This window comes from Kitasatospora sp. NPDC004669, from assembly GCF_040609455.1.
In the GTDB taxonomy this organism is placed as follows: Bacteria; Actinomycetota; Actinomycetes; order Streptomycetales; family Streptomycetaceae; genus Kitasatospora.
Genome location: NZ_JBEXKB010000024.1, coordinates 33,942 through 59,884, shown reverse-complemented (window position 1 = coordinate 59,884; position 25,943 = coordinate 33,942). Strand labels below are relative to the sequence as shown.

Annotated in this window: 24 protein-coding genes; 7 read left to right on the top strand and 17 right to left on the bottom strand. The window is 74.2% G+C overall.

Annotated elements, in window-relative coordinates:
* The first annotated feature begins 32 nt into the window (after positions 1–32).
* Positions 33–1,316 carry a pyroglutamyl peptidase gene (locus ABZW30_RS21280; RefSeq protein ID WP_355672701.1) on the top strand — a complete coding sequence of 428 codons (1,284 nt, stop codon included), beginning with the start codon at positions 33–35 and terminating at the stop codon, positions 1,314–1,316.
* A gap of 24 nt (positions 1,317–1,340) precedes the next feature.
* Here ABZW30_RS21280 and ABZW30_RS21275 read toward each other — a convergent pair whose 3' ends face one another.
* Complete coding sequence (locus ABZW30_RS21275) at positions 1,341–1,850, bottom strand: inorganic diphosphatase (RefSeq protein ID WP_355672700.1); 510 nt, start codon at positions 1,848–1,850, stop codon at positions 1,341–1,343.
* 463 nt (positions 1,851–2,313) lie between these two features.
* On the opposite strand from ABZW30_RS21275, the gene ABZW30_RS21270 reads away from it, so the two are divergent.
* The gene (locus ABZW30_RS21270) at positions 2,314–2,781 is read left to right on the top strand and encodes a hypothetical protein (RefSeq protein ID WP_355672699.1); all 468 of its coding nucleotides are present in this window, start codon (positions 2,314–2,316) and stop codon (positions 2,779–2,781) included.
* 4 nt (positions 2,782–2,785) lie between these two features.
* Here ABZW30_RS21270 and ABZW30_RS21265 read toward each other — a convergent pair whose 3' ends face one another.
* From ABZW30_RS21265 to ABZW30_RS21250, 4 genes are all read right to left on the bottom strand, one after another.
* Positions 2,786–4,597, bottom strand: a complete 1,812-nt coding sequence (locus tag ABZW30_RS21265) for a CocE/NonD family hydrolase (protein WP_355672698.1) — start codon at positions 4,595–4,597, stop codon at positions 2,786–2,788.
* A gap of 41 nt (positions 4,598–4,638) precedes the next feature.
* The gene (locus tag ABZW30_RS21260) at positions 4,639–4,800 is read right to left on the bottom strand and encodes a hypothetical protein (protein ID WP_355672697.1); all 162 of its coding nucleotides are present in this window, start codon (positions 4,798–4,800) and stop codon (positions 4,639–4,641) included.
* Between the two features lie 127 nt (positions 4,801–4,927).
* Positions 4,928–5,659 carry a Mut7-C RNAse domain-containing protein gene (locus ABZW30_RS21255; protein ID WP_355672696.1) on the bottom strand — a complete coding sequence of 244 codons (732 nt, stop codon included), beginning with the start codon at positions 5,657–5,659 and terminating at the stop codon, positions 4,928–4,930.
* A 130-nt stretch (positions 5,660–5,789) separates the two neighbouring features.
* The gene (locus ABZW30_RS21250; RefSeq protein WP_355672739.1) at positions 5,790–7,016 is read right to left on the bottom strand and encodes an MFS transporter; all 1,227 of its coding nucleotides are present in this window, start codon (positions 7,014–7,016) and stop codon (positions 5,790–5,792) included.
* Between the two features lie 503 nt (positions 7,017–7,519).
* On the opposite strand from ABZW30_RS21250, the gene ABZW30_RS21245 reads away from it, so the two are divergent.
* Positions 7,520–9,847 carry a molybdopterin cofactor-binding domain-containing protein gene (locus ABZW30_RS21245; RefSeq protein ID WP_355672695.1) on the top strand — a complete coding sequence of 776 codons (2,328 nt, stop codon included), beginning with the start codon at positions 7,520–7,522 and terminating at the stop codon, positions 9,845–9,847.
* Positions 9,848–9,885: 38 nt separating this feature from the next.
* Positions 9,886–10,350: a (2Fe-2S)-binding protein gene (locus ABZW30_RS21240; protein ID WP_355672694.1), complete on the top strand. Its 465-nt coding sequence runs from the start codon at positions 9,886–9,888 to the stop codon at positions 10,348–10,350.
* A gap of 53 nt (positions 10,351–10,403) precedes the next feature.
* Here ABZW30_RS21240 and ABZW30_RS21235 read toward each other — a convergent pair whose 3' ends face one another.
* Both ABZW30_RS21235 and ABZW30_RS21230 read right to left on the bottom strand, forming a co-directional pair.
* The gene (locus ABZW30_RS21235) at positions 10,404–10,790 is read right to left on the bottom strand and encodes a hypothetical protein (RefSeq protein ID WP_355672693.1); all 387 of its coding nucleotides are present in this window, start codon (positions 10,788–10,790) and stop codon (positions 10,404–10,406) included.
* 215 nt (positions 10,791–11,005) lie between these two features.
* On the bottom strand, positions 11,006–11,413 hold the full coding sequence (locus tag ABZW30_RS21230) for a hypothetical protein (protein WP_355672692.1): 408 nt from the start codon (positions 11,411–11,413) through the stop codon (positions 11,006–11,008).
* Positions 11,414–11,673: 260 nt separating this feature from the next.
* Between ABZW30_RS21230 and ABZW30_RS21225 the strand changes: the two genes are divergently transcribed.
* Positions 11,674–12,903, top strand: a complete 1,230-nt coding sequence (locus ABZW30_RS21225; protein WP_355672691.1) for a hypothetical protein — start codon at positions 11,674–11,676, stop codon at positions 12,901–12,903.
* Between the two features lie 55 nt (positions 12,904–12,958).
* On the opposite strand, the gene ABZW30_RS21220 is transcribed toward ABZW30_RS21225, so the two are convergent.
* From ABZW30_RS21220 to ABZW30_RS21185, 8 genes are all read right to left on the bottom strand, one after another.
* A complete protein-coding gene (locus tag ABZW30_RS21220; protein ID WP_355672690.1) occupies positions 12,959–13,567 on the bottom strand; it encodes a TIGR03086 family metal-binding protein in 609 nt (202 codons plus the stop codon).
* 97 nt (positions 13,568–13,664) lie between these two features.
* A complete protein-coding gene (locus ABZW30_RS21215) occupies positions 13,665–14,420 on the bottom strand; it encodes an SDR family oxidoreductase (RefSeq protein WP_355672689.1) in 756 nt (251 codons plus the stop codon).
* 99 nt (positions 14,421–14,519) lie between these two features.
* The gene (locus ABZW30_RS21210) at positions 14,520–15,218 is read right to left on the bottom strand and encodes a class I SAM-dependent methyltransferase (RefSeq protein ID WP_355672688.1); all 699 of its coding nucleotides are present in this window, start codon (positions 15,216–15,218) and stop codon (positions 14,520–14,522) included.
* A gap of 115 nt (positions 15,219–15,333) precedes the next feature.
* The gene (locus ABZW30_RS21205) at positions 15,334–16,086 is read right to left on the bottom strand and encodes a transglycosylase family protein (RefSeq protein WP_355672687.1); all 753 of its coding nucleotides are present in this window, start codon (positions 16,084–16,086) and stop codon (positions 15,334–15,336) included.
* Positions 16,087–16,640: 554 nt separating this feature from the next.
* Positions 16,641–17,309 (bottom strand): response regulator transcription factor, encoded by a 669-nt coding sequence (locus ABZW30_RS21200; RefSeq protein WP_355672686.1) that lies wholly within the window; start codon positions 17,307–17,309, stop codon positions 16,641–16,643.
* A gap of 110 nt (positions 17,310–17,419) precedes the next feature.
* Positions 17,420–19,087, bottom strand: coding sequence for a histidine kinase (locus tag ABZW30_RS21195; protein WP_355672685.1), 1,668 nt, complete (start codon positions 19,085–19,087; stop codon positions 17,420–17,422).
* Between the two features lie 36 nt (positions 19,088–19,123).
* The gene (locus ABZW30_RS21190; protein ID WP_355672684.1) at positions 19,124–21,655 is read right to left on the bottom strand and encodes a SpoIIE family protein phosphatase; all 2,532 of its coding nucleotides are present in this window, start codon (positions 21,653–21,655) and stop codon (positions 19,124–19,126) included.
* 132 nt (positions 21,656–21,787) lie between these two features.
* Positions 21,788–22,354, bottom strand: a complete 567-nt coding sequence (locus ABZW30_RS21185; RefSeq protein ID WP_355672683.1) for a Uma2 family endonuclease — start codon at positions 22,352–22,354, stop codon at positions 21,788–21,790.
* 149 nt (positions 22,355–22,503) lie between these two features.
* On the opposite strand from ABZW30_RS21185, the gene ABZW30_RS21180 reads away from it, so the two are divergent.
* Together ABZW30_RS21180 and ABZW30_RS21175 are read left to right on the top strand one after the other, a co-directional pair.
* Positions 22,504–23,814: a PQQ-binding-like beta-propeller repeat protein gene (locus tag ABZW30_RS21180; protein ID WP_355672682.1), complete on the top strand. Its 1,311-nt coding sequence runs from the start codon at positions 22,504–22,506 to the stop codon at positions 23,812–23,814.
* A 60-nt stretch (positions 23,815–23,874) separates the two neighbouring features.
* The gene (locus ABZW30_RS21175) at positions 23,875–24,510 is read left to right on the top strand and encodes a uridine kinase (RefSeq protein WP_355672681.1); all 636 of its coding nucleotides are present in this window, start codon (positions 23,875–23,877) and stop codon (positions 24,508–24,510) included.
* A gap of 46 nt (positions 24,511–24,556) precedes the next feature.
* On the opposite strand, the gene ABZW30_RS21170 is transcribed toward ABZW30_RS21175, so the two are convergent.
* Together ABZW30_RS21170 and ABZW30_RS21165 are read right to left on the bottom strand one after the other, a co-directional pair.
* Positions 24,557–25,363, bottom strand: a complete 807-nt coding sequence (locus ABZW30_RS21170; protein WP_355672680.1) for a DNA-formamidopyrimidine glycosylase family protein — start codon at positions 25,361–25,363, stop codon at positions 24,557–24,559.
* Between the two features lie 51 nt (positions 25,364–25,414).
* Positions 25,415–25,876, bottom strand: a complete 462-nt coding sequence (locus ABZW30_RS21165) for a universal stress protein (RefSeq protein ID WP_355672679.1) — start codon at positions 25,874–25,876, stop codon at positions 25,415–25,417.
* Positions 25,877–25,943 lie beyond the last annotated feature (67 nt).

The window sequence follows — 25,943 nt, the reverse complement described above, 5'->3', positions numbered from 1 at the left end:
GGGCATCAGCCCGGGACCTATTGTCGGTGGACATGACACAGCTTCGCCGTGCCGCCAGACGTACCGTCGGCCGCGCCGCCGCTCTGGCCGCCGCCCTCGCCGGGACGCTCACCGCCCTGCTGGTCCCCGCCACCGCCCACGCCGACCGGGCCGACTGCCGGTCCGTCACCACCGCGCCCCTGGACGCCGAACAGGGCCGCCTCCAGGACGCCCGGACCGCCGCCTTCACCGAGCACTCCGGCCTCGACGACCTGCTCGCGGGCTTCCCCGCCGCGCTCTGCGCCGCCCGCAACGCCCACCGGGCCGAGCGGGTCGTGGACGCCTGGGGCCGGGCGCTCTGGCAGGCCGGCGTCGACCGCGCCCAGGGCCGCCGGCCGGGCGGCGACCTGCCCGCCCGCGACGACCGCCCGCTGTACTGGACCCGGCTCGCCATGACCGCCCGACTCGCCAACTGGAAGCCGAAGTTCGACATCGACCAGGCCGACCTGCGGGCCCGCTTCGAGGACGCCTCCCGCGGCCTGGACGACGGCTTCACCGGCGACCCCGGCATCCGACGGATCTTCGTCAGCGGCTTCGACCCGTACGGCCTGGACGCCGAAGCACGCCGCGCCAACCCCTCCGGCGCGGCCGTCCTGCGACTCCACGGACAGCGGATCACCCTCGCCGACGGCAGCACCGCCGAAGTCCGGGCCGTCGTCCTGCCGGTGCGCTACGGGGACTTCGACGACGGCATCGTCGAACGCGCCTTCGGCCCGCACCTGGTGCCCGGCCCGCAGTCCGCCGACCTGATCACCAGTATCAGCCAGGGCTACCCCGGCAAGTTCACCCTGGAGGCCTGGGCCGGCCGAGCCCGCTCCGCCGACCCGGCCACCGACAACGTGGGCGCGCTCTCCGGCGGCACCCGCGACCACCCGGTCGACGCCCCGGGCCTGGCCGACGGCCCCGAGTTCATCCGCACCACCCTGCCCACGGACGCCATGACGGCCGTCCAGCAGCCCTATCCGGTCCTGCTCAACACCCCCGTCACCGAGATCCCCGAGGGCTCCACCACGCCCGTCGTCCGCCCCGACGGCCCCACCCCCCGCTCCCGCGCCGTCGCCGGAGGCGGCGGAGGCTACCTCTCCAACGAGGTCGCCTACCGCTCCAACCGCCTCCGCCTCGACCTCGCCCCCGACCTCCCCGGCGGGCACCTGCACACCCCGGTCCTCACCGGGCTCCCGGCGGACCAGGCACGGGTCACGTCGCCGGAGTTCGAGCGGAACGAGGCGGCGATCTCGGACCAGGTGGAGGCGATCCTGCGCGGCGCGAGGCTCTGAGGCGCGGACGTCGATCAGGTGCGCCTACGCCGGGAAGGCGAAGCGCGTCCCCGCCGCCCGGGCGCGCGAACACGCGATCTCCGCGTACGCCGCCTCCCGCCCCGCCCAGTGCGAGCCCTCGACCGACTTGCCGCGTTCGAGGTCCTTGTACACCTCGAAGAAGTGGGTGATCTCCAGCAGGTCGAACTCCGGCAGGTCACCGACGTCCCGCAGGTCGGCGTAGCGCGGGTCGCGGGCCGGGACGCAGAGCACCTTCTGGTCCGGGCCGCGCTCGTCCCGCATCACCCACACGCCGACCGCCCGGCAGGTGAGCACACAGCCGGGGACGGCCGGCTCGCTGCCGAGGACGAGCGCGTCGAGGGGTTCGCCGTCGCCGCCGAGGGTGCCTTCGACGTAGCCGTAGTCGGTGGGGTAGCGGGTGGCCGTGAAGAGGGTGCGGTCGAGGCGGATGCGGCCCGCGTCGAAGTCCATCACGTACTTGTTCCGGGCCCCCTGGGGGATCTCGATCACGACCTCGAACTCCGCGGACTCCACCGTCGACTCCTCCTCGGATCCTGGGGAGATGGTCCCGGGGGGATTGTCCGCCGTCAGGGCCCCGTAGGCGGCCACCGAAACGACACCCGCCGTTCGGGGTCAACCGATAGCATCCGCGCCATGGGGAGCTGGCGGGTCACGGTCACGGACCACCGACGCAAGCGCGGCGGTCGGCCGCAGGGGCGTGGGGAGGGGCCGCTGGCGCGGCGCGACGGGTGGGAGGTGCACGGCCGGGACGGCGAGCTCAGCTGCGTCGACGCCACCGGCCGGGTCCGCTGGCGACAGGCCTGCCCGGGGCGGCCGAACGCGGCGCACATCTCCTCCGACCGGGTGCTGGTCACCACCGACTCCTTCGAGTACACCGCCTGGGGCCATCTCGGCCCGGCCCTGCTGCTGGACCTGGCCGACGGCTCCCTGGTCGCCGAGCTGCGTGGGGAGCGCGGCGCTCGGCGGCGGGAGGTTCGTGCTCGGGCTGGAGGGCTACGACACCTTCGACACCTGGGCCCACGACCGGGACGGCACCGTCGTCGACTCCTGGCCCAGCTACGGCCACTACGTCGTCGGCAGCGGCCTGCGCGTCGTCGAGACGGACCGCCGCCACCCCACCGAGAGCCGGGTGGTGCGGCTGCTGCCCGGCGGACGGATCGAGCGCGGCCCGCTGCTGGCCGACGCACAGGCCCCGGCACCGCTGGTACTGCCGGACGGCACCCTGCTGGTGCTGGACGCGGGGGTGCTGCGCGCGGTCGGGCGGGAGCTGGACGACGCCGTGCTGGCCGAGCTGCACCCGTTGGCCCCGGACGAGCGGCACCGCTTCACCGGTTCGCTGCGCCGTACGGCCGAGGGCCTGGACGTGACGCTCGTCGAGCGCCATCCGACCCGCATGGGCAGCTACACCACCCACGCCTGGGCCCTCGGCCTGCACGCGCCTTAGCGGCTCACTGCACCACCGGCAGCTCCAGCACCGACTCCCGCTCCCCGCCGTACCCGATCCGGTAGCCGGCCTGCCCGTCGGCCGGGAGCAGCTGGAAGGAGTCGGGGTTGGCGGCGGCGACGGTGAGCCGGATCCGCTCGTCCGCGCGGAAGAGCACCGAGACCGGCTGGAGGTCGATCACCACCCGCTGCGCGCTGCCCTGCGGGAAGGGCTCGGCGTCACCGGCCGCGTAGGTCCGGGGCGTGCGCAGTCGGCGCCAGTCAGGGTTGTCGCCACGGTCGGCCACCGCTCGGTCGGCCAGGGCGAGTTGACCCTCCGTCAGATAGGTGACCCGCCCGTCCGGCGCGACGTCCTCCAGGTACACGTGCAGCGCGCCCTGCGCCGAGCCGGCCAGGCCGGTCACGTCGAGGGTGACCTTGCCGTTGCCGGTGACCCGGGTGTCCTCGGTCAGCGGGGCGGTGGTGTAGCTGAGCAGCTTGGCGTCCACGGCGGCCCGGTCGGGGTAACTGACCTTGTCCCCGCTGAGGTTGGTGTTCCATCGGTCGAACGGGCCGGTGCCGGCGGTCGGGTCGAGGCGCAGCAGGTCGGAGCCGGGGCGCCGGTGGCCGTCGTCGTTCCTCCCCCGGCTCAGGCTGTTGCCCTCGCCGAGGAGGAGTCGCCGGGTGCGGGTGCCGGGCAGCGGCCAGCGGGTGGTGGTGCGCCAGACACCCTCGTTGAAGGTGTAGTAGTGCACCTGCCGCTGCCCGTCGGGGCGGGCGCCGTCGCGTACGTAGCGGTCGAAGAACGCGTGGACGCGCTCGTCGAGTTGGTCGTGTTCCGGTCGGGTGAGCGGCCGGGCGGGCTGGAACGGGTCGGCGAACCAGCCGGAGCCGTGGTTCCACGGGCCGATCCAGTCGTCCTGGGTGTTGGAGAGGCCGGTGAACTGGGAGAGCACCCCGTTGGCGGTGCCCGCGTCGAGCCAGCCGGCCCTGGTCAGCACCGGTATCGCGCCGTCCTCGACCGCGTCGGTCTTCTCTCCGATGCTGCCGACGGTCCAGCTCTGCGGGCCGTCCCGGTAGTCGCGGTAGGCGCCGGTGTGGGCCATCGCGACCAGGTTGGCGTTGTCCGCGTGCTCGGCGCGGGCGGCGGCCAGCAGTGCCGGCCCGTCCGGGCCGTCGACCGGCCGGGGGATGAGGCCGGTGTGCTCGCAGAGCTGCCGGGTCTCCTCGCTGGTCTCGCAGGTGGTGCCGCCGGCCTGGTCGAGGATGCGCAGCAGCAGCGCGTACGGGGCGAGCCGGGGCTCGATCAGCAGGCCGCCGGGGCGTGCCAGGTCCTCGTACGGGTCGAAGTCGTAGGAGATGGGCGCGGCGGCGGCGATGTGGTGGTCGCCCAGGGCGGTGGCGAGCATGGCGGTGTCGCCGCCGTACGAGATGCCGGTGGTGCCGACCCGGCCGTTGGACCAGGGCTGGGCGGCGATCCAGTCACTGAGCGGGCCGCTGTCGGCGATCTCGTCGGAGCCGAGTTCGGAGGTCAGGGTGCCGAAGGAGGCGCCGGTGCCGCGCAGGTCGGCGGCGACGTAGGCGTAGCCGCGGGCGTTCCACAGTTCGGCGGCCCCGCTGGTGCCGCCGGGTTGGCCGGGTTGGACCCTGGCGCGCCAGTAGCGCTGGGTGACCAGGACGGTGGGCAGGTTGGCGCCTGGCTGGGTGCCGGGCGGGAGGTAGACGTCGACGGCGAGGCGGACGCCGTCGGGCATGGTGACGTAGCGCGACTGGAGGTGCGGTTCGGCGGCGGGTGCGGCCACGGACGGGGCTGCGGCGAGGCCCAGCAGTGTGAGCACCGCGAGACCTGCCGCCAGCGAGCGGCGAAGCGTCCCCCGCCTCACCGGGCGGTCGCCTTCCAGGAGCCTTCCTCGGGCCGCGCCTCGGTGTCCGTCCCCGGCAAGGACGGCGTGCGGACCTCGGCGCCGCCCGGGGCGGTCACCACGGGGGCGTCACCGACCTCGGCGGTCTCGAAGGGGTGGTGCAGTGGCTGATTGCTCATCGACGACCCGGCCTCTCTCGTCTCACGGAGTTCCTGGGCTCGTCCCCCACCGCCGATGAGACCACGGCCGCCCGAGGGCCCGCCATACGCGCCGACGCGTACCCGCCCCTGAGCCAACCCCGAGCCGCTACCCCGAGACGCCCCCGAACTCGCGTACGGCGTCGGTGACGATGGCCTCCAGCCGGGCGTGGTGGGCGCCGCGCCAGTAGGCCTGTCCGCAGTCGGCGCACTGGGCGAAGGCGTCGTAGGAGCGCTCGGTGCCGTCCCGGAGCTGCTCGCGCACCGAGGTCTTGGTGACGGTGCGCAGCGTGCCGTTGCAGGCGGTGCAGCGACTCCACGGGGCGAGCGGCGGGGCGAAGCGGGAGAGCACGTCGCGCAGTTGCTCGGCGGGGCGGTGGCTGTAGACGTAGGCGCCGGCCCACAGTTCGCGGCGGCGCAGCAGGCCGCGGTCGCGGGAGAGCATGACGCGCTGCTCGGCGGCGGAGCGGGCGGCCAGGGCGGCGTCGCCGATGTCCGGGTTCTCGTAGGCGGCGTCGACGCCGAGCAGGCGCAGTCGGCGGGCGAGGGTGCCGAGGTGGACGTCCAGCAGGAAGCGCGGCGGGGCGGGCGAGGGCTGCGGCCTGGTCACGGCCTCGACGCTGACGTGCTCGGCGTCGGCCGGGACGTACGAGTCGGCGACGGGCTGTCCGTCCACCAGCAGGGTGCCGACCTCGGTGAGCGGGACGCCCAGCGACTCGACCACGTGGCCGAGGGTGGAGGTGCCGTCGGTGCGCAGTGAGGTGCGACCGGCCCGCCGGGGTGCGGAGACGAAGAGGTGCAGCTCAGGGGCGAAGTCGAACCAGATCTGGGGTCTGTCCACGCGGCCAGCATGCCAGCGCACGGCGGGCGGGGGCCACCGTTTTCCCGGCGGCCTGACTTCCGGGGCGGCCTGATTCCCCGGGCGGCCCGTATTCCGTGCGCCCCGCTCCCCGGGTGCCCCGCTTCTCCGGCTACCCCCGCGACGCCGCGACCGCCGGGGCCGGTGCGGTGCGGCGGTCGCTCGCCGCCCAGCGGGCGACCGGCCCCATCGCGTACCCGGCGGTGAGGAAGACCCCGCCGAGCACCAGCCAGCCCGCGAGGCCGCCGTCCAGCAGCAGCGTGGTGAGCAGCAGCGGCCCGAGGGTGCGGGCGACCGCCACGCCGGTGCCGAAGAAACCCTGGTACTGGCCGATCCGCTCCGGTGGCGCGAGGTCGAAGCCGAGCTGCCAGGAGCCGGCCGACTGCCGCATCTCCCCCGCGACCTGCAGGACGGCCGCGGCCGTCAGCAGCGCTGCGACCGCCCAGACCGGGACGTCCAGCGCGGACAGCCCGCAGACCGCGCAGGAGGCGAGCAGCAGCACCCCGGCCGAGCGGACCGCCTTCACCGCCGAGTCCAGCCCGGTGACGCCGCGCGCCGCCCGGACCTGGAAGGCCAGCACCGCCACGGTGTTCAACACGAACAGCGCCGAGCCGAGCCAGCCGATCCCGGGGGCGCGCTCGGCGATCCACAGCGGCAGCACCAGGCTGAGCAGCGGCATCCGCAGCAGCAGCACGGTGTTGACCAGGGTGACGGCGGCGTAGCGCCGGTCCCGCAGCACGGCCAGCCGCGGGCCGGTGCCCGACTCCGGTGCCGCGGGCGGGACTTCGGGCAGCCGGCGGAGGACCAGCGCGCCGGCCAGCAAGCCGATGGCGGTGACGGTGAAAGCGCCCAGGTAGGCGGTCCGGGTGCCGAGGGTGAGCGCGATGCCGCCGATGGCGGCGCCAACGGCCAGGCCACCGTTGAGGGTTGACTGCAGGTGGGCGAGCAGCCCGGTCCGCTCCTCGCGCGGCACCAGGCCGGCGACCAGCGCCTGCCGGGCGGCGGTGAGCCCGGACTGCGCGGTGGCGTAGAGGCAGACGGCGAGCAGGAACAGCCCGTAGGAACGGATCACCAGGAAGCCGGCGACCACGACCGCCGTGCCGAGCGCGAGCGCCACCGCCGCACGGCGTGGGCCCCGGCGGTCGGCGAGGTGGCCGAGCGGGACGCCGGCCAGCGAGCCGAGCGCCCAGGCGACGGCGAGGCCGACGCCGAGGGCGGTGGCCGACATACCGACGACCCGGGTGAAGTAGAGCGCGGAGCAGGTGTAGTAGGCACCGTCGCCCACGGCGCTCGCCAACTGGGCGGCGGCGAGCGTCCGCTGAGGTCCGGCGGGCGGCATCAGGGCAAACCGGGCGGCGCTTCGGTTCGACACGTCTCTCCTGTTCGGCACTTCTCTCCTGGCTGGCTGACCGACCGTCCGACCGTCCGACGGGCGGACCGACGGACTGACGGACGGGCGGCACGCGGGCCCGGCGTTCACAACCGTTGTCGGCGGGCCCCTGCGCCCCGAAACCCACCCTAGTGAGCGAATGGACCGCCCGACAGGTCCAGTGATCTTGAATTTTCCTGGGCCACTTCCGCTCCCCGCCGCACCGTCGGGCGAGCGGTGAACTCCCGTACGACGGCACCCCGTTGATCCCTTCAGGCGCTTCGGCCCCAGCGCGACCGGCCCCGCCCGCACGGCCGAAGCGCCGTCCGTACCCGCTCCGACTCCCCCGCCCGAACCGGACGAAGTACCTCCACCACCCAACCGCAGGGCCAAGATTGGCCGTGTTGACCCGTCAGTAGTGCCCTCTTATGCTCAACGGCGTTCGCGATCCGGCACCGGGACCAGGGCCGTCCGTGCCCGCCCGATCCGGCGCCGTCTCGGCCCGAAGGGTTCCTCCCATCAGCACCTCCGACGCGCCCTCGGACTCCACCGGCCACCCGGACGAGGCAGCCGGACCGGCCTCCGCCGAGGCCACCGGCCGGCGCCGCTTCCTCACCTACCTGCTGGCCGCGCCGACCCTCACCGTCGCCGCCCGGCTCGGCCTGGACGCCGCCGCTCCCGCCACCGCGCAGGCCGCCGTACGAGCCGCCGCCGCGGCCCAGGACGCCTCCGCGCCGCCGCAGCCGCTTGGCCTGCCGGGCATCCCGGACGTCCTCGACCTCGGCGACGCGATGATCCTCGCCGGGCTGCCGACCTCGCACCTGCTGGTACTCGAAATCACCCCCGCCGGGCGTGCCGCGCTCCACCTCCCCCGACTGGAGGTCGGCCAGGGCCTGACCACCGCGATCGCCATGCTGGTCGCCGAGGAGCTCGACGCCGAGCTCACCGACGTGGACGTCCCGCTCTCCGACGGCCGCCCCGAACTGCTCTTCAACCAGCTGACCGGCGGCTCCAACTCGGTGCGCTCGCTGTACGACCCGGTGCGCGCCGCGGCCGCCGCCGCCCGCGCCCGGCTGGTGACCGCCGCCGCCAACCGCTGGAACGTTCCGGCGGACACCCTGCGCACCGCCGACTCCGCCGTCCTCGCCCCCGACGGCCGCCGCCTCGGCTACGGCGAACTCGCCGCCGACGCGGCCGCGGTGGCGCTGCCCGCCGTGCCCGGCACGCCCAAGCCCGCCGACCAGCGCCGCCTGGTCGGCAAGCCGACCGGTCGGATCGACGCCCGCGACATCGTCACCGGGCGCGCCGAGTACGCCGGGGACCTGCGGATCCCGGGCGCCGTGCCGACCGTGGTCGCCCGCCCGACCACCATCAACGGCACCCTCAAGTCCCTGGACGCCTCGGCCGCCCGCGCCATGCCCGGGGTGCTCGCCGTGGTGCAGATCCCCAGCGGCGTCGCCGTCCTCGCCGAGACCTTCGACCAGGCGCTCAAGGCCCGCGACGCCCTGCGCACCACCTGGAACCCGGGCCCGGTCGCGGACCTCTCCACCGCCGACATCCAGGCCCGACTGCGCGCCGCCCACGCGCCGTTCCTGCTCCCGCCGCTGCTCACCCAGTACCTGGACGCCGAGTTCGACTTCGCCTTCGTCAACCACGCACCGATGGAGGTGCTGACCGCCGTCGCCGACGTGCGGCCGGGCCGCGCCGAGCTGTGGTTCGCCGCGCAGAGCCCGATCATCGCCCAGCAGACCATCGCCGCCGAACTCGGCCTGCCGCAGCACGCCGTCACCGTCCACGTCGTACGCGGCGGCGGCTCCTTCGGGCGCCGGCTGTTCTTCGACGCCGCCCTGGAGGCCGCCCAGATCTCCAAGGCCGCCGGCCGCCCGGTCAAGCTGATGTGGACCCGCAACGACGACATGCGCCACGGCCGGATGCGCCCCGCCAGCCACCACCGGATCCGCGCCACCTACGGCCTCGGCCAGGTCCTCAACTGGGAGCACCGCGCCGCCACCGTCAGGACCGACCTCGGCCACGGCCTCGGCGAGGCGCTCACCGGGGCCGGCTTCAACCTCTCACTGGCCGGACTCAGCCTCGCCCAGGCCTTCTTCCTGCTCACCGAGAAGAACCCGTACAACGTCGGCATCCCCACCCAGCTGCTCGCCGAACTGCCGCTGGCCGTGCACACCGGCAGCTGGCGCTCGGTCTACTCCGGCACGGTCCGGGTCGCCGACGAGATCACGATGGACGAACTCGCCCGCCGGATGGGCCAGGACGAGCTCGACTTCCGCCGTGCCCGACTGCGCGACGTCGCCGGGAAGGCGCTCCTGGACACCGTCGCCACGGCCGGCGACTGGGGCCGCGCGATGCCGCCCGGCCAGGCCCAGGGCATCGGCTACCACGACGAGAACGGCGGCCGGGTCGCCTACCTGGTCGAACTGGACGCCTCCGACCGGGCCAACCCCCGGGTCACCAAAGCGGTGATCGCCGCCGACGTCGGCCAGGTCATCAACCCCCGAGGCCTGGAAGCCCAGTTGACGGGCGCGCTGATCGACGGCATCTCGGTCATCCTGCAGGCCGGCAACCACATCGACAACGGCGCGGTGCGGGAAGGAAGTTACGCCGACTTCCACTACGCCCGGCAGCGGAACACCCCGCCGGTGGTCGAGATCCACCTGATGCCGCCGAGCGGAGCCCCGGGCGGCGCGGGCGAGTTGGGCGTCCCGGCGGCCTCGGCCGCCGTCGCCAACGCCTACGCGCGCGCGACCGGCACCAGCCCGCGCTCCTTCCCGATCAACTTCTGACCGCCGCCGACCGACCGAACCGAGGACCTCGACTCCCCATGCCCATCCACACCTTCATCCTGAACGGGCGGCCCGTCACCGTCGACGCCCCGGACGACATGCCGCTACTCTGGGTGCTGCGCGACAAGCTCGGCGTCACCGGCCCCAAGTACGGCTGCGGGGTGGGCGTCTGCCGGGCCTGCACCAGCCACCTCGACGGCCAGGAGTTCCAGCCCTGCACCCGCTCCGTCAAGGACTGCGAGGGCCGCACCGTCACCACCATCGAGGGCCTGGCCGACGGCGACACCCTGCACCCGGTGCAGGAGGCCTGGATCGACTGCGACGTCGCCCAGTGCGGCTTCTGCCAGCCGGGCCAGATCATGACCGCGGTCGCCCTGCTGCGCCGCACGCCCGACCCGACGGACGCGGACATCGACCAGATCCAGAACATCTGCCGCTGCGGCAGCTACCCGCGCATCCGCGAGGCGATCAAGCGGGCCGCGGCGGCCCGACAGGCGCGCTGACACGGGTTTGCCCCGCCCGACGAACGGGCGGGGCAAACCGGGTCGGGCGGCTGTCAGCACGCCCGCAGACCGTTGTGGAAGTACCAGTTGCCGTCGGCGTACGCACCGTAGACGTAGGCATCGAACCACGAGCCGTTCGTCCCACCAATGTGGTACCAGACGTTGCCCTGGTTGTTGATGTCCTCGCCCCTGGTCCAGCACTCGATGTAGATGTCGTCCGACGACCACCAGTACGAGTACACGTCGGGGGCGACCTTGGGTGTCCAGGAGTACTGCTGCTGGTAGACGCCCACGCCGTGGCCGCTCGCGTGGTAGCTGAGGTAGTACCAGCCGTCGGCGGACGCGCTGCCCGCAGACAGGCCGACGCCGCCCGCCGCCAGCGCCGCCACGGCCACGGCGGTCGCCCCGCGCCGCCCGATCTTCTTGAGGACGTTCTTCATACCGATTCTCCTGTCCGGTCGAACCGCTTCGGTGCCGCCCCGTTGACCTCGACGGCGGAGCCAGCTGACCCGATCACCCCTGGTGTTCGGTACCGCCTGACAGGAACTGACAACAGCTGACACCGTCGGCCGGGCGCCCGAACAGGCCTTCTGGCAGCTGACAACGCGAAGTGCCCCCGTCCGGCGGACGGGGGCACTTCCGGATCAGCGGGACCTCAACACGACGCGAGCCCGCCCTGGTGGGACGCGAAGAGGCCGTCCACGTAGGGGCCGTAAACGTAGCCGGTCCCGTACCAGTAGCCGTAGGTGCCGGAGTACACGCCGGCCACGCGGTACCAGACGTTGCCCTGGCTGTTGATGTTCTCACCCAGGGTCCAGCAGACCTCGTCGACGGCGTCCTGGGACCCCGGGTACGAGTACAGGTCTCCCGTGATCTTCATCGACTTGGTGGTCGGCTGCGCGTAGACGCTCACCACGTGACCGGTCGGGTGCCAGCCGAGGGTGTCCCACCCGACGGCGGACGCGTCCCCCGCCGAGAGGCCGACCCCGCCGGCCGCCAGTGCCACCGCGGCCACGGCGGTCGCCCCGCGCCGCCCGATCTTGTTCAGGATGCTCTTGACCATGCCGATTCTCCCTTCCCGTCGAACAGTTGCGCCGCCCTTGACCTCGACGGCGGTGCCAGCTGACCCGACCGGCCGTGGTGTTCGATACGGGCCGCCGAGATCTGACAACAGCCGGCACCGGTCGACGGGCGGCCGAACACGTCTTCTCCCCAATCGGAGTCGACGGATCAGTGATCGCCGCCGTCACGCGCCGCTATGATCCGTACGCGACAAGCAAGCAGCGCCACCAAGGGATCTGACACCTGACAACAGGGGGCGTCATGGCGGAGCACGAACAGGAGCCGCGACCGGAGCGAAGGGCACCGTCGCCCACCGCCGCCGAGAGCTTCGCGGGCGAGCTGCGCACCCTCCGGCTGGACGCGGGCCAGCCCTCGTTCCGCACCATGGCCAAGACGGCCGGCTCGATCTCGCACACCACGCTCTACGAGGCCGCCTGCGGCTCGCGACTCCCGTCCTGGGCCACCACCAGAGCCTTCGTCCAGGCCTGCGGCGGCAACGAGGAGGAGTGGCAGCGCCGTTGGAGCGCGGCGGTCAACGGTGAACCAGCCGCCGATCCCGCGCTCCCCGCGCCGCCGGTCGCGCCGGTCGCACCGGCCCCGCGACCCCGGCCGTCCGCTCCCCCGCCCGAACCGTCGCCGCCGTCGACATCGCCGGCCCGGTCACACCCGAATCACCGTCAGCTCTGGACCCACGCGCTCAGCCTGCTCCTCGGCCTGGTGATCGGTGTCCTCGGCACGCTCGGCCTGCTCGCCCTCCGCGCGCCCGCCGCCCGGTCCGACGCCCACAGCTGCCCGGCGGCCGACCCGGACACCCCGGCCCCCGTACCCGTCCCCGAGCCGCAACAGACGGCGGAGGGCGGCACCCCGAGCACCGCGGCGCGGCCCTGGATCGCCCGTGCCGCCTACGACCAACAGACCGCCTCCAGTACGGAAGTCGCGCTCCCCGTCCGCGTCCAGGTCGCCTCCGGAGACACCCTGGTCGTCTCGATGATGCTCACCGGCACCTGCCCCGGGCCGGTCAAGGTCACCGACAGTCACGGCGACCGCTTCCAGCTCCTCGGGGACGTGACCGACTCGCTGCGCCACCGGGTGCTCGTCCTCGCCGCCTTCGACGCCTCCGCGCTGACCACCGCCGACTCGATCCACGCCGACTACCCGCGCGCCGGCCAGTACCACGTCACCGTGGACGAGTTCCGGGGCGTCACCACCGTCCGGGCCGTCACCCGCGCCTCCGGCGACGCCGGTGGCACCACCTTCACCACCACGGCCAACGCCGTCACGTGCGATCCGGGCGACCTCCTGGTGAGCGCGGTCGGCAGCGACACCGGCACCGCCCCCGAGTTCGACGGCGGCTGGACCACCCCGCCGGTCCTCCGGCTCTCGTCCTACCGCCTCACCACCGCGCACCGGATCGCGGCCGACGCGGACCACTGCATCGCCACCGGCCGGACCACCTCCCAGTGGGGCGTCGTCCTGGCCGTCCTGCGCTGAACCGCGGTCCTCTCAGCCTTCCCGCCGGCGCGGCACGGCAGGTCGTGCGCGACGGTCACCCGGTGGTCCCGCCCGCCCCGGGGTCGCGACCGAAGAAGGCGGCGAGCCGGTCGTACGGCGGGGCGCCTGCGGGAACGGACACCTCCGACCCGAAGGCATGGTGGTCCGATTCCTCGCCGCGGTACTCGGGCTTGAGCGCGCCGCGGGCCCAGACGAGGGCGGCGGACGCGACCTCGTGGTCCAGGCCGTCGACGGACTGACCGGTGGCATGCGCCAAGTCCCAGGCGTGGACGGCGAATTCGGCGACCTGCTGGTCGACCGGGAAGCGCGCCGGCACGGACCCGCCGCCGGGGAGCTCCACGGCCCCGGTGAGGTCTCCGACCGACCGCCAGGCCTCGACCAGCTGCTCCGCGCCGGCCTCGAAGGCGTGCAGCCAGTCCTCCTCCACCCGCTCGAAGGGCTGCGACAAGTCCGGCTGCCCTCCCTCGGCCCGGATGGTGAACTGCCGCAGGTCGAACAGGAGATGGCTGATCAGGTCGCCGACGTCCCAGGAGCGGCAGGGCGTCGAGTGGCCGGCCAGCTCGACGCCGGCGCCGTCGATCAGCCCGGCGGTCTGCGCGAGGGCCCGGGCGAGCAGCTCGATCGGGTCATCCGCTGCGGTCATGGCAAACCTCTCGGTCGGGGGCGCACGGGGTCGTGCCGGGCGATCGTAAGCGCGAGCGCCGACGACCGCCCGGCACGACACCGCCCCCGACGAACGGTCAGGCCGCGAACCCGCCGTCCACCGCCAGCTCGGCGCCGGTGACGTACCGGCCGTCCTCGCCGACCAGGTAGGCGACGGCAGCCGCCACCTCCGCCGCCGTGCCGTAGCGGCCGAGCGCGGTGAAGCCGCGCTGGAAGTCGGCGGACTCGCCGTCGGCCGGGTTCATGTCGGTGTCGATGGGGCCCGGGTGGACCAGGTTGACGGTGATCCCGCGCGGGCCGAGTTCCCTGGCCAGCGCCTTGGTCAGGCCGATCAGCGCGGCCTTGCTGGTCGCGTAGAGCGTGCCGCCGGAGAAGACGACGCGCTGCGCGATGCAGCTGCCGATGCCGACGATCCGTCCGCCGTCCGCCAGGTGGGCGGCTGCCGCCTGCGCGTACAGGTAGGGCGCCCGGACGTTCACCTCCAGCACCCGGTCGATCTCGTCCAGCGCCATCTCCTCGATCGGACCTCCGGCGCCGACGCCCGCGTTGTTCACCAGGACGTCCAGGCGGCCGAACCGCTCGGCGACCGCCGCCACCGCGGCGCGCACCGCCTCCGGGTCGGCGCTGTCCGCCCGGACGGCCCAGCCGGTCCGCCCCATCGCGGTGATCTTCGCGACCACCTCCTCGGCGCGCTCGGCCTCGCCCTGGTAGGTCAGCGCCACATCGGCGCCGTCCTCGGCCAGCCGCAGCGCGACCGCCGCCCCGATCCCCCGGCTGCCGCCGGTCACCAGGGCCACCTTGCCGTCGAGCGCCACCGCACCGTTCATCGTCATATCTGCAGAACTCCTTGTTCCGGTCTGGGACATGACTCCATCCTCGGCCGGAACACTCCTCGACTCCGGCGGTATTCAGACGTCGCGTTCAACCTTCAACTACGACTCCGCACGCCCCCGGTAGTACGACCCGACCGCCGGTTGTCCGGTCCAGTTCGGCCCGGCCGACGGGTCGGCGCCCGCGTACTCGAAGGGCAGCTCGACCGGCCGCCCGCCGTCCAGGAGCAGCAGGTGCCGCCGCGACCGGTACTCGAATCCGGCCGCCCGCAGCGCCGCCACCACGGCGCGGGCCGCACTGGCCCCGTCGGGCCGGCGCACCGATTCCGGGTCGAAGTGGGCGGCGAACCGGCCGTCCGGGGTCAGCCACGCAGTGGCCCGGGTGATCGCGCCGAGCTGGTCGCCGAGGTAGTGCAGGCCGTGCACACAGGTGATCAGGTCGTATGACCTTTCGGGCACCCAGTCCGCGAGCGCCGCCGTCAGCAGCCGCAGCCGGGGCCCGGCCGCCGCGTCCGGCGACGGGGACGGCGGCGGGGCCAGCGGCCCGACCAGGTCGACGCCGGTCAGCTCGACCTCCGCGGGCAGCAGCCGGGCCGCCTCCGCGAGCGCCCGCCCCTCCCCGCTGCACAGGTCGAGCCAGGCGGGCGCCGCACCGCCGCGCTCCCGCAGCCAGGCCGCCGGGTCGAAGCCCAGCTCGCGGGCGTAGCTGTTCACGCCGCTGAGCCCACGCTCGCGGTTCATCGTGCGGTTGGCCACCACGGGGCCGGCGGTGAGCTCACTGTCGCTGATCAGTCGAACCATCATGCGACCCTATCGGCGCGGAGATCCGCCACGGGAACCGTGCGCCGGGAACCGCGAACGCGTCGAACGGCCACCCCGCGCAGGGGTGGCCACTCGACGCGCATGCGATGAGGCGTCAGACGGTCAGGGTCTGACCCGGGAAGATCAGGTCCGGGTTACCGCCGATGGTGCGGGCGTTCTTGCTGTACAGGCTGTCGGTGTCGACGCCGAACTTGGCGGCGATGCCGCTCAGCGTGTCACCGCTCCGGACGGTGTAGCCACCGCCGGAGGTGTTCTTCTCCGTGGCCGGCGCGGAGTGGGCCGGCTTGGCCGACGACCGGCCCGGCGCGACCTTCGGCGCCTGCTGCTTCGCCTTGGGCGCGGCCGGCTGGGCGGCCTTCGGGGCCGCGGCGGGCTTCTCGGCCCGCTTGGCGGGCTTCGCGGCGGGGGCGCTCGTGTCCGCCGAGGTGTCGACGGCGGCCGGGGCGCCGCCCTTGCTCAGGCCCGCCTTCTTGGAGCAGACGGGCCAGGCGCCCGGCCCCTGCGAGGCGAGCACCTTCTCGGCCACGACGATCTGCTGCGCCCTGGTCGCCTGGTTGGCCTGGGGGGCGTACGCGGTCCCGCCGTACGCGGCCCAGGTGGACGGGGTGAACTGCAGTCCGCCGTGGAAGCCGTTGCCGGTGCTGATGCTCCAGTTGCCGCCGCTCTCGCACTGGGCGACGGCGTCCCAGGCGGAGGAAGGCGCGGCGGAGGCCGAGGTGGCCGTGACGAGGCCGGCCACCGGCAGGGCCGCGACGGCGGCACCCGCGACGACCGCCATCCGAACGCGGTTGCGCTTGGTGCTGGCAGTGGTGTCGGTGGCAGCGGCGGTCTCGTGACGGGAAGTCATGAAAGTCCTCTCGACAAGCCCCGGGCGGGCAGCGGGAACCAGGCCCGGGACATGGGCCGGTCGGTCGCGCTTGCCTCACTCGACGGGCGGCCGCGCACGTGTCGGACGTGCCGTGCCGCCCCGGCCACCTCCGCTCGCCGACGGCCTGTACGAGCCGGCCTGCTCGGCGGGCACCGCCCTAGCGCCGCGGGTCAGTCGGCGGGCAGTGCGTCGGGGTGAACCCGGGTGGCGCTCGTTGCGCCGCCAAGAAAGCTAGGGGCATGTCCCGGGCGCAGCAAGCAATTCCTGGTCATCGCAGGTCAGTTGACTGTTACCGGCGGTATCGATCAAGAAACGGCGCCCGGTTCGACCGGGTTTGACCACATTTTCGCGATCAAACGATCAAGTCCCGTGCCCTCACTCACATCTGTCCATCCGTGAACTCCGGCACACCATCCACCCACCGCGACCGAGAACAGACGTACCGTCACCGACCGATCCGGAGTTCCCGATTCGGGAGCCCGGTCAGGTGGGATCCACCACACCCATCACCTGACGCGTCCACGCGAACGCACTCAGCTACGACCGTCGAGCTCCGCGTCCCGCGCCAGCAGCGCCGCCTGCACCCGGTTCTCGCAGCCCAGCTTGGCCAGGATCCGGCTGACGTACGTCTTCACCGTCGCCTCGCTCATGTGGATCCGCGCCCCCGCGTCCGCGTTCGACAGACCCTCGCCGAGCAGCGCCAACACCTCCAGCTCACGCCCGGTGAGCACCTCCAGCCGGCGCCTGGCCCGCGCGCTGCGGGCGGCTGCCGAAGCGCTGCGGCCGGAGGCCAGCGAGTCGACGATGTGCCGGGTGGCGGCCGGGGAGAGGAAGGCGTTGCCGCTGGCGGCCGCCCGGACGGCCTGGATCAGCTCGTTCGGCGCGGTGTCCTTGAGCAGGAATCCGGCGCCGCCCTCGGTCACGGCGCGCAGGACGTTCTCGCGCTCCCCGAAGGTGGTGAGGATGATCGCGCGTGCGCCGGGTGCGACCCTCCCCAGCTCCCCGAGCGCCGTCAGCCCGTCCATCACCGGCATCTGGATGTCCAGCAGCACCACGTCCACCCGGTGCGCGCGGGCCAGCTCCAGCGCCTCCCGGCCGTCGGCGGCCTCCGCGACCACCTCGATGTCGTCGGCCGAACCCAGGATCATCCTGATCCCGGCCCGGATGAGCGGCTCGTCGTCGGCGACGAGGACTCGGATCACTGCTGGTCATTCCCCTCGAACGATGATGCGACTGCGGCACCATCCTCACATCCCGGCCGCCTCGCACCCCGACCGGGCCACCGGAGCCGGGCAGCGGCCGGCCGGGGCGGTCAGTTCTTGCTGATGTACTCCACCTTGTCCACCAGCACCCCGTCCTTGAAGCAGAAGCGCGCCACGTGGCTGTCCGACCAGGAGTCGTCCGGATCGCCCTTCGCCAGGGAGTACCAGCGGCAGTGCGAGCCCTCCGGCCGGGCCGGCCCGTCGTTCTGGAAGTCGGAGGTGAAGAAGTCGTTGCCGGGCGGCAGCCGGCGCATCACCTCGGCCTTGGTCTCACCCACCCGGACCTGGTCGTACAGCGACTGCCGCACCGTCGAATCGCTGGTGCCCCGGACGAAGGCCATCACGCCCCAGATCAGCAGGCCCACGACGACCAGCGTGACCGCGCCCACCCCGGCCGCGCAGCCGATCGCCGGGCTGCGTCGCCCACCGCCCGCCCCCTGGTCCGGGGGCAGACCCTCGAACACCCAGTCCTCCTCCCCGACCAGGGCGGCGGCGCCGTCGGACTCCGCCCCCTCGTACGGGAGGACGGCCGCCAGCCGGAAGCCCTCCTCGGTCGTCGCCCCGGCGTGCACCATGCCGCCGACCAGCCGGGCGCGCTCCCGCAGCCCGGTCAGCCCCTGTCCGCCGCTGACCACCGACCCCGCGCCGGTGTGTGCGCCGATGAGCTCCGGCGCGCGGGGGTTGGTGACCTCGACCACCAGCGCGTCCGGCTCGTACCGGAGCGCGACCGCGATCGGCGCGCCGGGGGCGTGCTTGTGCGCGTTGGTGAGCGCCTCCTGCACGATCCGGTACGCCGCGTTGTCGACCGCGGCCGCCAGCGGGCGCCGCTCGCCCTCCGTCGAGTACGCCACCCGCGTCCCGGCCGCCCGGGAGGACTCCACCAGCCCCGCGATCCCGTCCACCCCGCCGCGGACCGGCGCCGCGCCCGGCGCCCCGGCCGCCGGCGGCAGCGCCGTCGACTCGTCGTGCAGCACGCCGACCACCTCGCGCAGCTCGCGCATCGCCGCGACCGCCGCCTGCCGCAGTACACCGACCGCCTCCCGCTGCCGGTCGCTGAGCGTGCGGTCCACCTCCAGCGCGCCCGAGTGCACGGAGATCAGCGCGAGCTGGTGCCCCAGGCTGTCGTGCATGTCCTGGGCGATCCGGTGCCGCTCCCGCAGCCGTGCCTGGTGCACCACCATGACCCGCTCGCGGACCAGCTGGTCGTTGCGCTCGCGCAGCGCGTCCAGAAGTGCCCGGCGCTGCGCCCGGTAACGGCCGTACAGCGCGGGCAGGACGGCGAAGACCAGGAACACGCCGAGCGACAGTCCGATGATCAGCTTGTGCGCGCCCGAGGCCCCGTCCTTCAGCGTCCCGGTCACCATGAACAGCAGATAGCTCAGGACGAATGAGCCCAACAACCGCCAGACCCGGCGGATCCGCGCCCCGGCGGCCCAGCCCGCGCAGACCAGCATCGTCAACGGCCCGAGCGACCAGCCGGTGATGGCCCCGGTCAGCACCAGCACGGTGCCCGGGAACCCCCGCCGCAGCACCCACAGTCCAGCGACGGCGAGCCCGAAGGGCACCTCCAGGCCGGTGCGGCTGATCACCTCCAGCAGGCCGACGAGCACGCCCATGAACACGGCCAGCACGGCCTCGCTCGCCACCCGCCGCCGGGGCCAGGGCCCCGGCAGCGCCGTCAGTACCGCCTTCGACCAGGCCCGTGCGATCGTTTCCACCCGTCGAGGCTAACCGGGCGGGCACCGCGGCCGCGGTCACCCTTCGTCGCCCTCCGCACCGACGAAAGTCTCCGATCCGTACGCGGTCAGCAGCAGCGCCACGTCGTCCACCCGCCCGGTCGAGCCGACCTCGCGCAGCAGCCGCTCGGCCAACTCCTCCAGTTCCTCCCCGGCCCGGCCGTGGTCCAGCGCGGCACGCAACCGGTCCACTCCCTGGTCGATCGCCAGCGCCGGGTCCTCCACCAGCCCGTCGGTGTAGAGGGCGAGCACCGAGCCGGGCCGCAGCCGCAGCTCGCTGACCGGGTACGCGGCCCCCTCGTCCACACCCAGCAGCGCCCCGCCCGGCACGTCCAGCGCCTCGGCCCGCCCGTCCGGATGGCGCAGCACCGGCGGCAGGTGCCCGGCACGGGCGATCCGGACGGTGCCGTCGGCGGGGGTGATGCGGACCAGGCAGCAGCTGGCGAGCAACCCCGGGTCGAGGTCCAGCAGCAGCCGGTTGGTACGGGTGAGCACCTGGTCGGGCGGCTCGCCGCCGCTGGCGAAGGCCCGAACGGCGCTGCGCAGCTGGCCCATCGCGGCGGCGGCACCGACGCTGTGGCCCTCGACGTCGCCGATCACCAGGGTGAGGTCCGCGCCGGTGACGACGGCGTCGTACCAGTCACCGCCGATCTCCATGCCCTGGGTGCCGGGAAGGTAGCGGGCGGTGATCCCGATGCCGGGCACCTGCGGGAGCCGGTGCGGCAGCAGGGCCTGCTGCAGGCCGCGGGCCAGCGCGAACTCGGCGTCGTAGAGCCGGGCGCGCTCCAGGGCCTGGGCGATGAAGCCGCCGAGGCCGGTGAGCAGGCCACGCTCCTCGACGGTGAAGAGGCGCGGGCGGTCGAAGCCGAGGATGCAGCTGCCGACCGGGCGGCCGGAGGCGATCAGCGGCAGGAAGGCCCAGGCGCCCATCTCGTCCAGGGCCAGGCCGGGGTAGGCGGCGGCGAGCTCGTGCACCGACTCGAAGAAGATCGGGGTGCCGGTGCTGAGTGTCTCGGCGCCGGGCACGAGGGCGTCCACCGGGGTGCCCTCGAAGCCGTCCAGGAAGCCGTCGGGGTAGCCGGACTGGAAGACCAGGTACAGCTGCTGCTCGCGCATCCCGTAGATGGCGAGCTCCTGGCCGCCGAAGGCCGGGAGGATCTCCTCGGCCACCGCCCGGCACACGTCGCGGACGGTGACCGCCTCGGTGAGCGCGCTGGCGAGCTGGAGCAGGTGATGGGTACCGCCCACGCCGGTGGTGGCCGCGGACGGCGGCGGGGCGGCGGCCGGCTCGGCCGCACCCGGCGGGGCCGCGGCGGCCACCACCCGGCCGGTGACGCCTTGGCTGTCGGGGTAGAGCGAGAAGGCCAGCCAGCCGTCCGGCGGGCGGGCGGCCAGGAAGGCGGTGGGCTGCTGGGAGAGCAGGGCCGCGCGGTAGCGGTTCTCGTAGAAGGGGTCGGTGAGCCAGGGCAGCACCTCCCAGGGATGGTGGCCGACCAGCTGCTCCCGGCTCGCCCGCAGCAGCGGTTCGGTGGCGCGGTTGGCATAGGTGATCAGGCCGTCCGGGTCGAGCGAGAAGACGCCCTCGCGCAGCCGCTCGACGGCGGCCGCGGCGGCGGTGAGCGTCCGCACGTCCAGGACGGCCCCGACCAGGTGGGTCCGGCCGTCGACGATCACGCCGGGCACCCTAGCCCACAGCTCCACCGGGTACGGGTGCCCGTCCGGCCCGAGCACCCGCACCCGGGCGGCCCGCACCTCGCCGCGCTCCAGAGCGGTGCGCGCGGCGGCCCGGAACTCGGGCACGTCCCCGGGGGCGATCCGGTGGATCAGGCAGCTCACCGTGCCGTCGAACTCGCCCGGCGCGAAGCCGAAGATCTCCCGGAACAGCGCGTCGGCGGCGAGCGCACCGGTGGCCGTGTCCCAGTCGAACAGCCCGACCCGGGTGGTGGGCGCCGACGGCGGCGGCAGCTCCACCGCGGCAGCGTCCTCCGGCGGCTCCACCGGCCGCCCGGACGCCACCAACTCGGCCAGACCGGAGGCGAGTTGGGAGGCGATCGCGGCCAACTCGCCGACCCCCTGGTCCGACACCCCCTCGTCCGAGGCCGGCCACAGCACGCTGAGCACCCCGAACCGCTCCCCGCCCTGCCCCACCGGCACGCAGGCGGACACGAAGTCGTACGGCAGGCCGACCGCCAGCTGCGGGAAGCGCCGCATGGTGTCCTCGGTGTCGGCCAGCGCGATGGTCCGGCCGGTCCGGAAGCAGACCGCCACCGGCAGCGGCCCGGCGGCGGCGACCCGCCGGAACGGGCTCATGATCGACAGCGGCACCCCGGCCAGGGTCAGCAGCACCAGCGACCGACGGTCACGCGAGCGCAGGTACACCATCGCCCCGTACGCCCCGGTCGACCCCAGCACCCGCCGGACGGCCGCCGCCAGCAGTACGTCCCGCTCGTGCACCGCCTCCGGAAGGGCTTCCGAGGCCGGATCCGGGGCTGCGTCCGGAGCCGCTTCCGAGCCCGGACCCGCCCCGCCGAACGCAGGCGGATGGCGCATGCTCCCTTGCTACGTCCGGCCCGGAACCATGTCAAGGCGAGCCCAGACGGCCCCGGCCCGCCCATCCGCCCGGGTGCACCGGCACGGACGTCTGTACCGCCCTCGCGGCCCATCCGCCAGGACGGTGAAGACCTACAGCTCGGTGAGGTCGACCTCCACCGGGTACGGCACTGCGGCCTTGACCAGCCCGGTGAACAGCTCGCCCGCCTCGTACGACCGGCTCGCCGCATCCAGCACGTAGGTGTGGACGATCGGCACCCGGCCGACCGCCTGCTCAACCCGCCAGTAGAAGGGGATGCCTGCCTTGGCGTACTGGTCCAGCTTGACCACCCGGTCCGTGGTCTCCGAGCCCGGCGAGACAACCTCAACCAGCAGCAGCACGTGGTCCGGCCTGGTCGGCGACTCGTCGAGGGTGTCCGCGCGGTACACCACCACGTCGGGCCGACGGTTGTTGAGCGGCACGTCCTGCAGCCGCACGTCGAAGTCGGTGTCGGCGTTCCAGTCCTCGCCGCCCGCCGCGTCCAGGGCGTTCGCCAAGAGGCGCGCGAGGCGGTTGTGGCGTTTCGAGGCGCTCGGACTCACAACGACCATCCCGTCGACGATCTCGATGCCCGCGCACTGCTCCTCGGTCCAGGAGTCGTACTCCTCACTGGTGATCTGCCGGTGCATCCACTCGGGTGCGATCATCTCGGCCGTCACGGCGTACCTCCCCGGTCTCCTGCGCGGCCCTGTGCTGTGTGCCACAGCCTAGTACGGCGGCGGCGGCACTTCGGATGGTTCGGGGACTGTTCGATATCCTCCCCGCGAGTGGCGGCGCCGGGGCCGCCGGGGGTGGAAGCGAGAGCCGTGTGAAGTCGTCCGAGGGGCCCCTGGGGGAGTCGTCGTGGCAGTGGGACGGTGAGGAGCAGGGCGCGGCCGAGGCGTCCGGGGAGGTGATCGGCGGGGGCGGGGACGGACCGCGGCTGAGCCGGCGCGGGGTGCTGGCCGGCGCCGGGGTGCTGGCGGCGGCCGGGGCGGTGTGGGCGTTCGGGCGCTCGGGCGGCGACCGGCCGGTGCCGGAGCCGACGAAGCCGCAGCCGACCGCGTTGTCCGGGCCGACGCCGCTGTGGACGTACCGGGGCGCGGAGGCGATGACCCCCGAGCGGCTGGTCGCCCCGCCGAGCCGCCCGGTGTTCCTGTCCAAGGCCGGGCTGCAGGTCCTCGACCCGGCGAGCGGTGACCCTCGGCGGCTGCTGGTGTTCGACCCGCCGCCGCCCCCGGGCTGGCCGAGCGACCTCGAGCCGCCCGTCGGGAAGGTCGCGGTCGGGCCCGAGCACCTCTACACCGCCACCTCCCAAGGACACCTGGACGCCCGCCACCTCACCGACCCCGCCGGCGACTGGAGCCTGCCGCTGCCCGATGAGATGCAGGGCCAGCTCCTGTTCACCTGCATGAGCGCCGGTGTCCTCTACGGCTACGTCTGGGGCCGGCCCCGCGCGGACGGCACCCCGCCGGGCAGCCGGGTCTTCGCGCTGCGGCTCGACGGCCGCGACCTGCTCTGGTCCGTCGCCGGCGACCACCAGGAACAGCCGGTCGCCCCCGCCACCAGGGGAACTGCCCGCCTGCTGGCCTGCGCCCGCTCCCTCGGCGACCGTACCGAGCTGGTGGTCCGGGACGCCACCACCGGTCGCGAGCTGTGGACCGCCCCCGGCGACGAGGACCTGCGCTGGTGCGCCGCCGCTTGGGAGACCTTCCTCGTCCCGGACGGCAACGGCGGCGTGCGCGTGCTGGGCCCCGGCGGCGAGCCGCGCTGGACCCACTCCCCCGCCCGGGGCGAGTCCTGGCGGGCGTTGCCGCCCGTCCCGGACGGCGTCCGGGTGTTCGTCCCGCGCGACAACGGCCTCGTCACCTGCCACGACGCGGGCACCGGCGCGGTGCTCTGGTCCTGCCGGCTGCCGTTCCTGCTGGACCGCCGCAGCCGTCCACTGGTCGTCAGCGGCACGCTGTACGTCCCGGGTCCGGCGGCGGCCGGGGTCAGCGCGATCGACACCGCGACCGGCGTGCTGGGGTGGACCTTCCACGACTCCGGCCCGGGCCGGGACGTCTGGACCGTCGCCGCCGACGGGAGCCACCTCTACGCGGGCCACGACGACATCCTGCACGCCCTCCCGCTGAGCTGAGCGACTCGCTCGCCGGACAACTCCCTCGCGGAACAACCGGCGAAGCGGAAGGATGGCCCGATGCAGGTACGCCCGATCTCCCCCGACAAGCTGGCCGAACTGCTCGCCGACCGGATCGCCGCACTGCCCGGTGCCGGCGAGCGGTGGCTGCGGGTCGCCGTGGACGGCGCCGGGCCCGCCCGCCCCGAGCTGCTCGCCGACGCCCTGGTGGAACCACTGCGGCTGCGCGGGCGCCCCGCACTACGGGTGTCGGCGGCGGACTTCCTGCGCCCGGCCTCGATCCGGCTGGAGTACGGCCACCACGACGCGGACGCCTTCCACGACCTCTGGCTGGACGACGGCGCCCTGCTGCGCGAGGTGCTGGACCCGCTGGAGCCGGGCGGCAGCGGCCGGGTGCTGCCCTCGCTGCGCGACCCGGCCACCGACCGCTCCACCCGCGCCCCGTACACCCGGCTCCCGCCCGGCGGTGTGCTGGTGCTGGACGGCGCGCTGCTGCTGGGCCGCTGGCTGCCGCTGGACCTGACCGTCCACCTCGCGCTCACCCCGGCCGCGCTGGCCCGCCGCACCCCCGCCGACCAGCAGTGGACGCTGCCCGCCTTCGCCCGCTACGAGGCGGAGACGGGGCCCGCCGAGGCCGCCGACGTCACCGTCCGGGTGGACGACCCGCGCCACCCCGCGCTGGTCGAGCGGCCGTAGGGCCCGACCGGCGGATTTCGTCGCGGTCCCGGCAAGGATCCGCCGGTCAGGCCCTGCCCGCCGGGGCCGGGCCGCGCTGGCAGTAGGGGCACCAGAACACCATCCGGTCCCGCGGGGGATCGCCCTGACGCCCCGCCATGACCGGGGTGACGCAGCGCGGGCAGGGCCGTCCGGCCCGGCCGTAGACCCAGTGCTGGTAGCCGGGCCGGGTGTCGCCGGTGGTGATGTGGCCGGGGCGCAGCTTGTTGGCGTCCAGCATCTGCCGGGCGCGCTCCACCAGCCGGTCGGGGTGCGGGAGTTCGCCGACCGCGGTCCACGGTGTCACACCGGCCACGAAGCACAGCTCGTTGGCGTAGACGTTGCCGATCCCGGCCAGGTTGCGCTGGTCGAGCAGCGCCTCGACGAGCGGGCGGCCCGGGTGGGCGAGCAGTCGGCGGACGGCCTCGACCGGATCCCAGTCGGGGCCGAGCAGGTCCGGGCCGAGGTGGCCCACGGCCCGCCGCTCGTCGGTGGTGCGCAGCAGCTCGACGACGGGGAGCCGGTAGCCGACGGCGGTGCCCCGCTCGGTGTCGAGGACGGCGCGGATCTGCCAGGCGGGGCCGCCGGTCCAGCGCTCGCCGGGACGGTAGACCTCCCAGCGGCCGTCCATCCGCAGGTGGGTGTGCAGGGTGAGGCCGCCTTCGAGGCGGGTGAGCAGGTGCTTGCCCCGCGGGCGGACCTCCAGCACCCGGCGGCCGGCGAGCGCGGCGGTGGCGTGCGCGGGCACCCGCAGCTCGGCGCCGGTCAACAGCTGCCCGGCGAGGGCGTCGTGCAGCCGGGCCGCCACGCGATAGATGGAGTCACCTTCTGGCATGACTCCATTCTGGTCCGCGCGACGGCCCGGCGGGGCGCCACCCCCTGGGCGTTACTCCGACTCGGTCCGGGACTCGGCCTGGCCCGCGCGGACCACGACGACCGGGCAGGGCGCGTGCTCGGTGAGGTGGCGGCTGACCGAGCCGAGCAGCACGCCGGAGAAGCCGCCGAGGCCACGGCTGCCGACGACCAGCAGTGCGGCGCCCTTGGCGGCCTGCAGCAGGGCCCCGGCCGCGTTGCCGGGCATCACGCTCTTGCTGATCCGCACGCCGGGGTCGTCGCCGACCACCCTGGTGACGCTCTCGGAGAGCGTCTTGCCGGCGAGCTCCTCGGGGTTGTAGACCTCGGCCGGTACGCTCGTCCCGCCCCAGCCGTAGAAGGCGGGGTACTCCCAGGCGGCGACCGCGTTGATGCTCCCGCCGACGGCCTTGGCGTAGTCGATCGCCCAGCGCAGCGCCTGCTCCGAGGCGGGCGAGCCGTCCACACCGACGACGATCCGGGGGTTGGCACTCATGCCGTGTCTCCTTCGGTTGCTCCTGCTCGGCCCCAGTTCGCCAAACATAGATCGAATAGGACAAATG

Excerpts from the sequence above, each read along its gene's own strand:
- ABZW30_RS21280 (WP_355672701.1), top strand. The coding sequence starts at position 33 with ATGACACAGCTTCGCCGTGCCGCCAGACGTACCGTCGGCCGCGCCGCC.
- ABZW30_RS21260 (WP_355672697.1), bottom strand. The coding sequence starts at position 4,800 with ATGAGCAATCAGCCACTGCACCACCCCTTCGAGACCGCCGAGGTCGGT.
- ABZW30_RS21250 (WP_355672739.1), bottom strand. The coding sequence starts at position 7,016 with ATGCCGCCCGCCGGACCTCAGCGGACGCTCGCCGCCGCCCAGTTGGCG.
- ABZW30_RS21240 (WP_355672694.1), top strand. The coding sequence starts at position 9,886 with ATGCCCATCCACACCTTCATCCTGAACGGGCGGCCCGTCACCGTCGAC.
- ABZW30_RS21235 (WP_355672693.1), bottom strand. The coding sequence starts at position 10,790 with ATGAAGAACGTCCTCAAGAAGATCGGGCGGCGCGGGGCGACCGCCGTG.
- ABZW30_RS21230 (WP_355672692.1), bottom strand. The coding sequence starts at position 11,413 with ATGGTCAAGAGCATCCTGAACAAGATCGGGCGGCGCGGGGCGACCGCC.
- ABZW30_RS21225 (WP_355672691.1), top strand. The coding sequence starts at position 11,674 with ATGGCGGAGCACGAACAGGAGCCGCGACCGGAGCGAAGGGCACCGTCG.
- ABZW30_RS21220 (WP_355672690.1), bottom strand. The coding sequence starts at position 13,567 with ATGACCGCAGCGGATGACCCGATCGAGCTGCTCGCCCGGGCCCTCGCG.
- ABZW30_RS21215 (WP_355672689.1), bottom strand. The coding sequence starts at position 14,420 with ATGACGATGAACGGTGCGGTGGCGCTCGACGGCAAGGTGGCCCTGGTG.
- ABZW30_RS21210 (WP_355672688.1), bottom strand. The coding sequence starts at position 15,218 with ATGGTTCGACTGATCAGCGACAGTGAGCTCACCGCCGGCCCCGTGGTG.
- ABZW30_RS21205 (WP_355672687.1), bottom strand. The coding sequence starts at position 16,086 with ATGACTTCCCGTCACGAGACCGCCGCTGCCACCGACACCACTGCCAGC.
- ABZW30_RS21190 (WP_355672684.1), bottom strand. The coding sequence starts at position 21,655 with ATGCGCCATCCGCCTGCGTTCGGCGGGGCGGGTCCGGGCTCGGAAGCG.
- ABZW30_RS21175 (WP_355672681.1), top strand. The coding sequence starts at position 23,875 with ATGCAGGTACGCCCGATCTCCCCCGACAAGCTGGCCGAACTGCTCGCC.
- ABZW30_RS21170 (WP_355672680.1), bottom strand. The coding sequence starts at position 25,363 with ATGCCAGAAGGTGACTCCATCTATCGCGTGGCGGCCCGGCTGCACGAC.
- ABZW30_RS21165 (WP_355672679.1), bottom strand. The coding sequence starts at position 25,876 with ATGAGTGCCAACCCCCGGATCGTCGTCGGTGTGGACGGCTCGCCCGCC.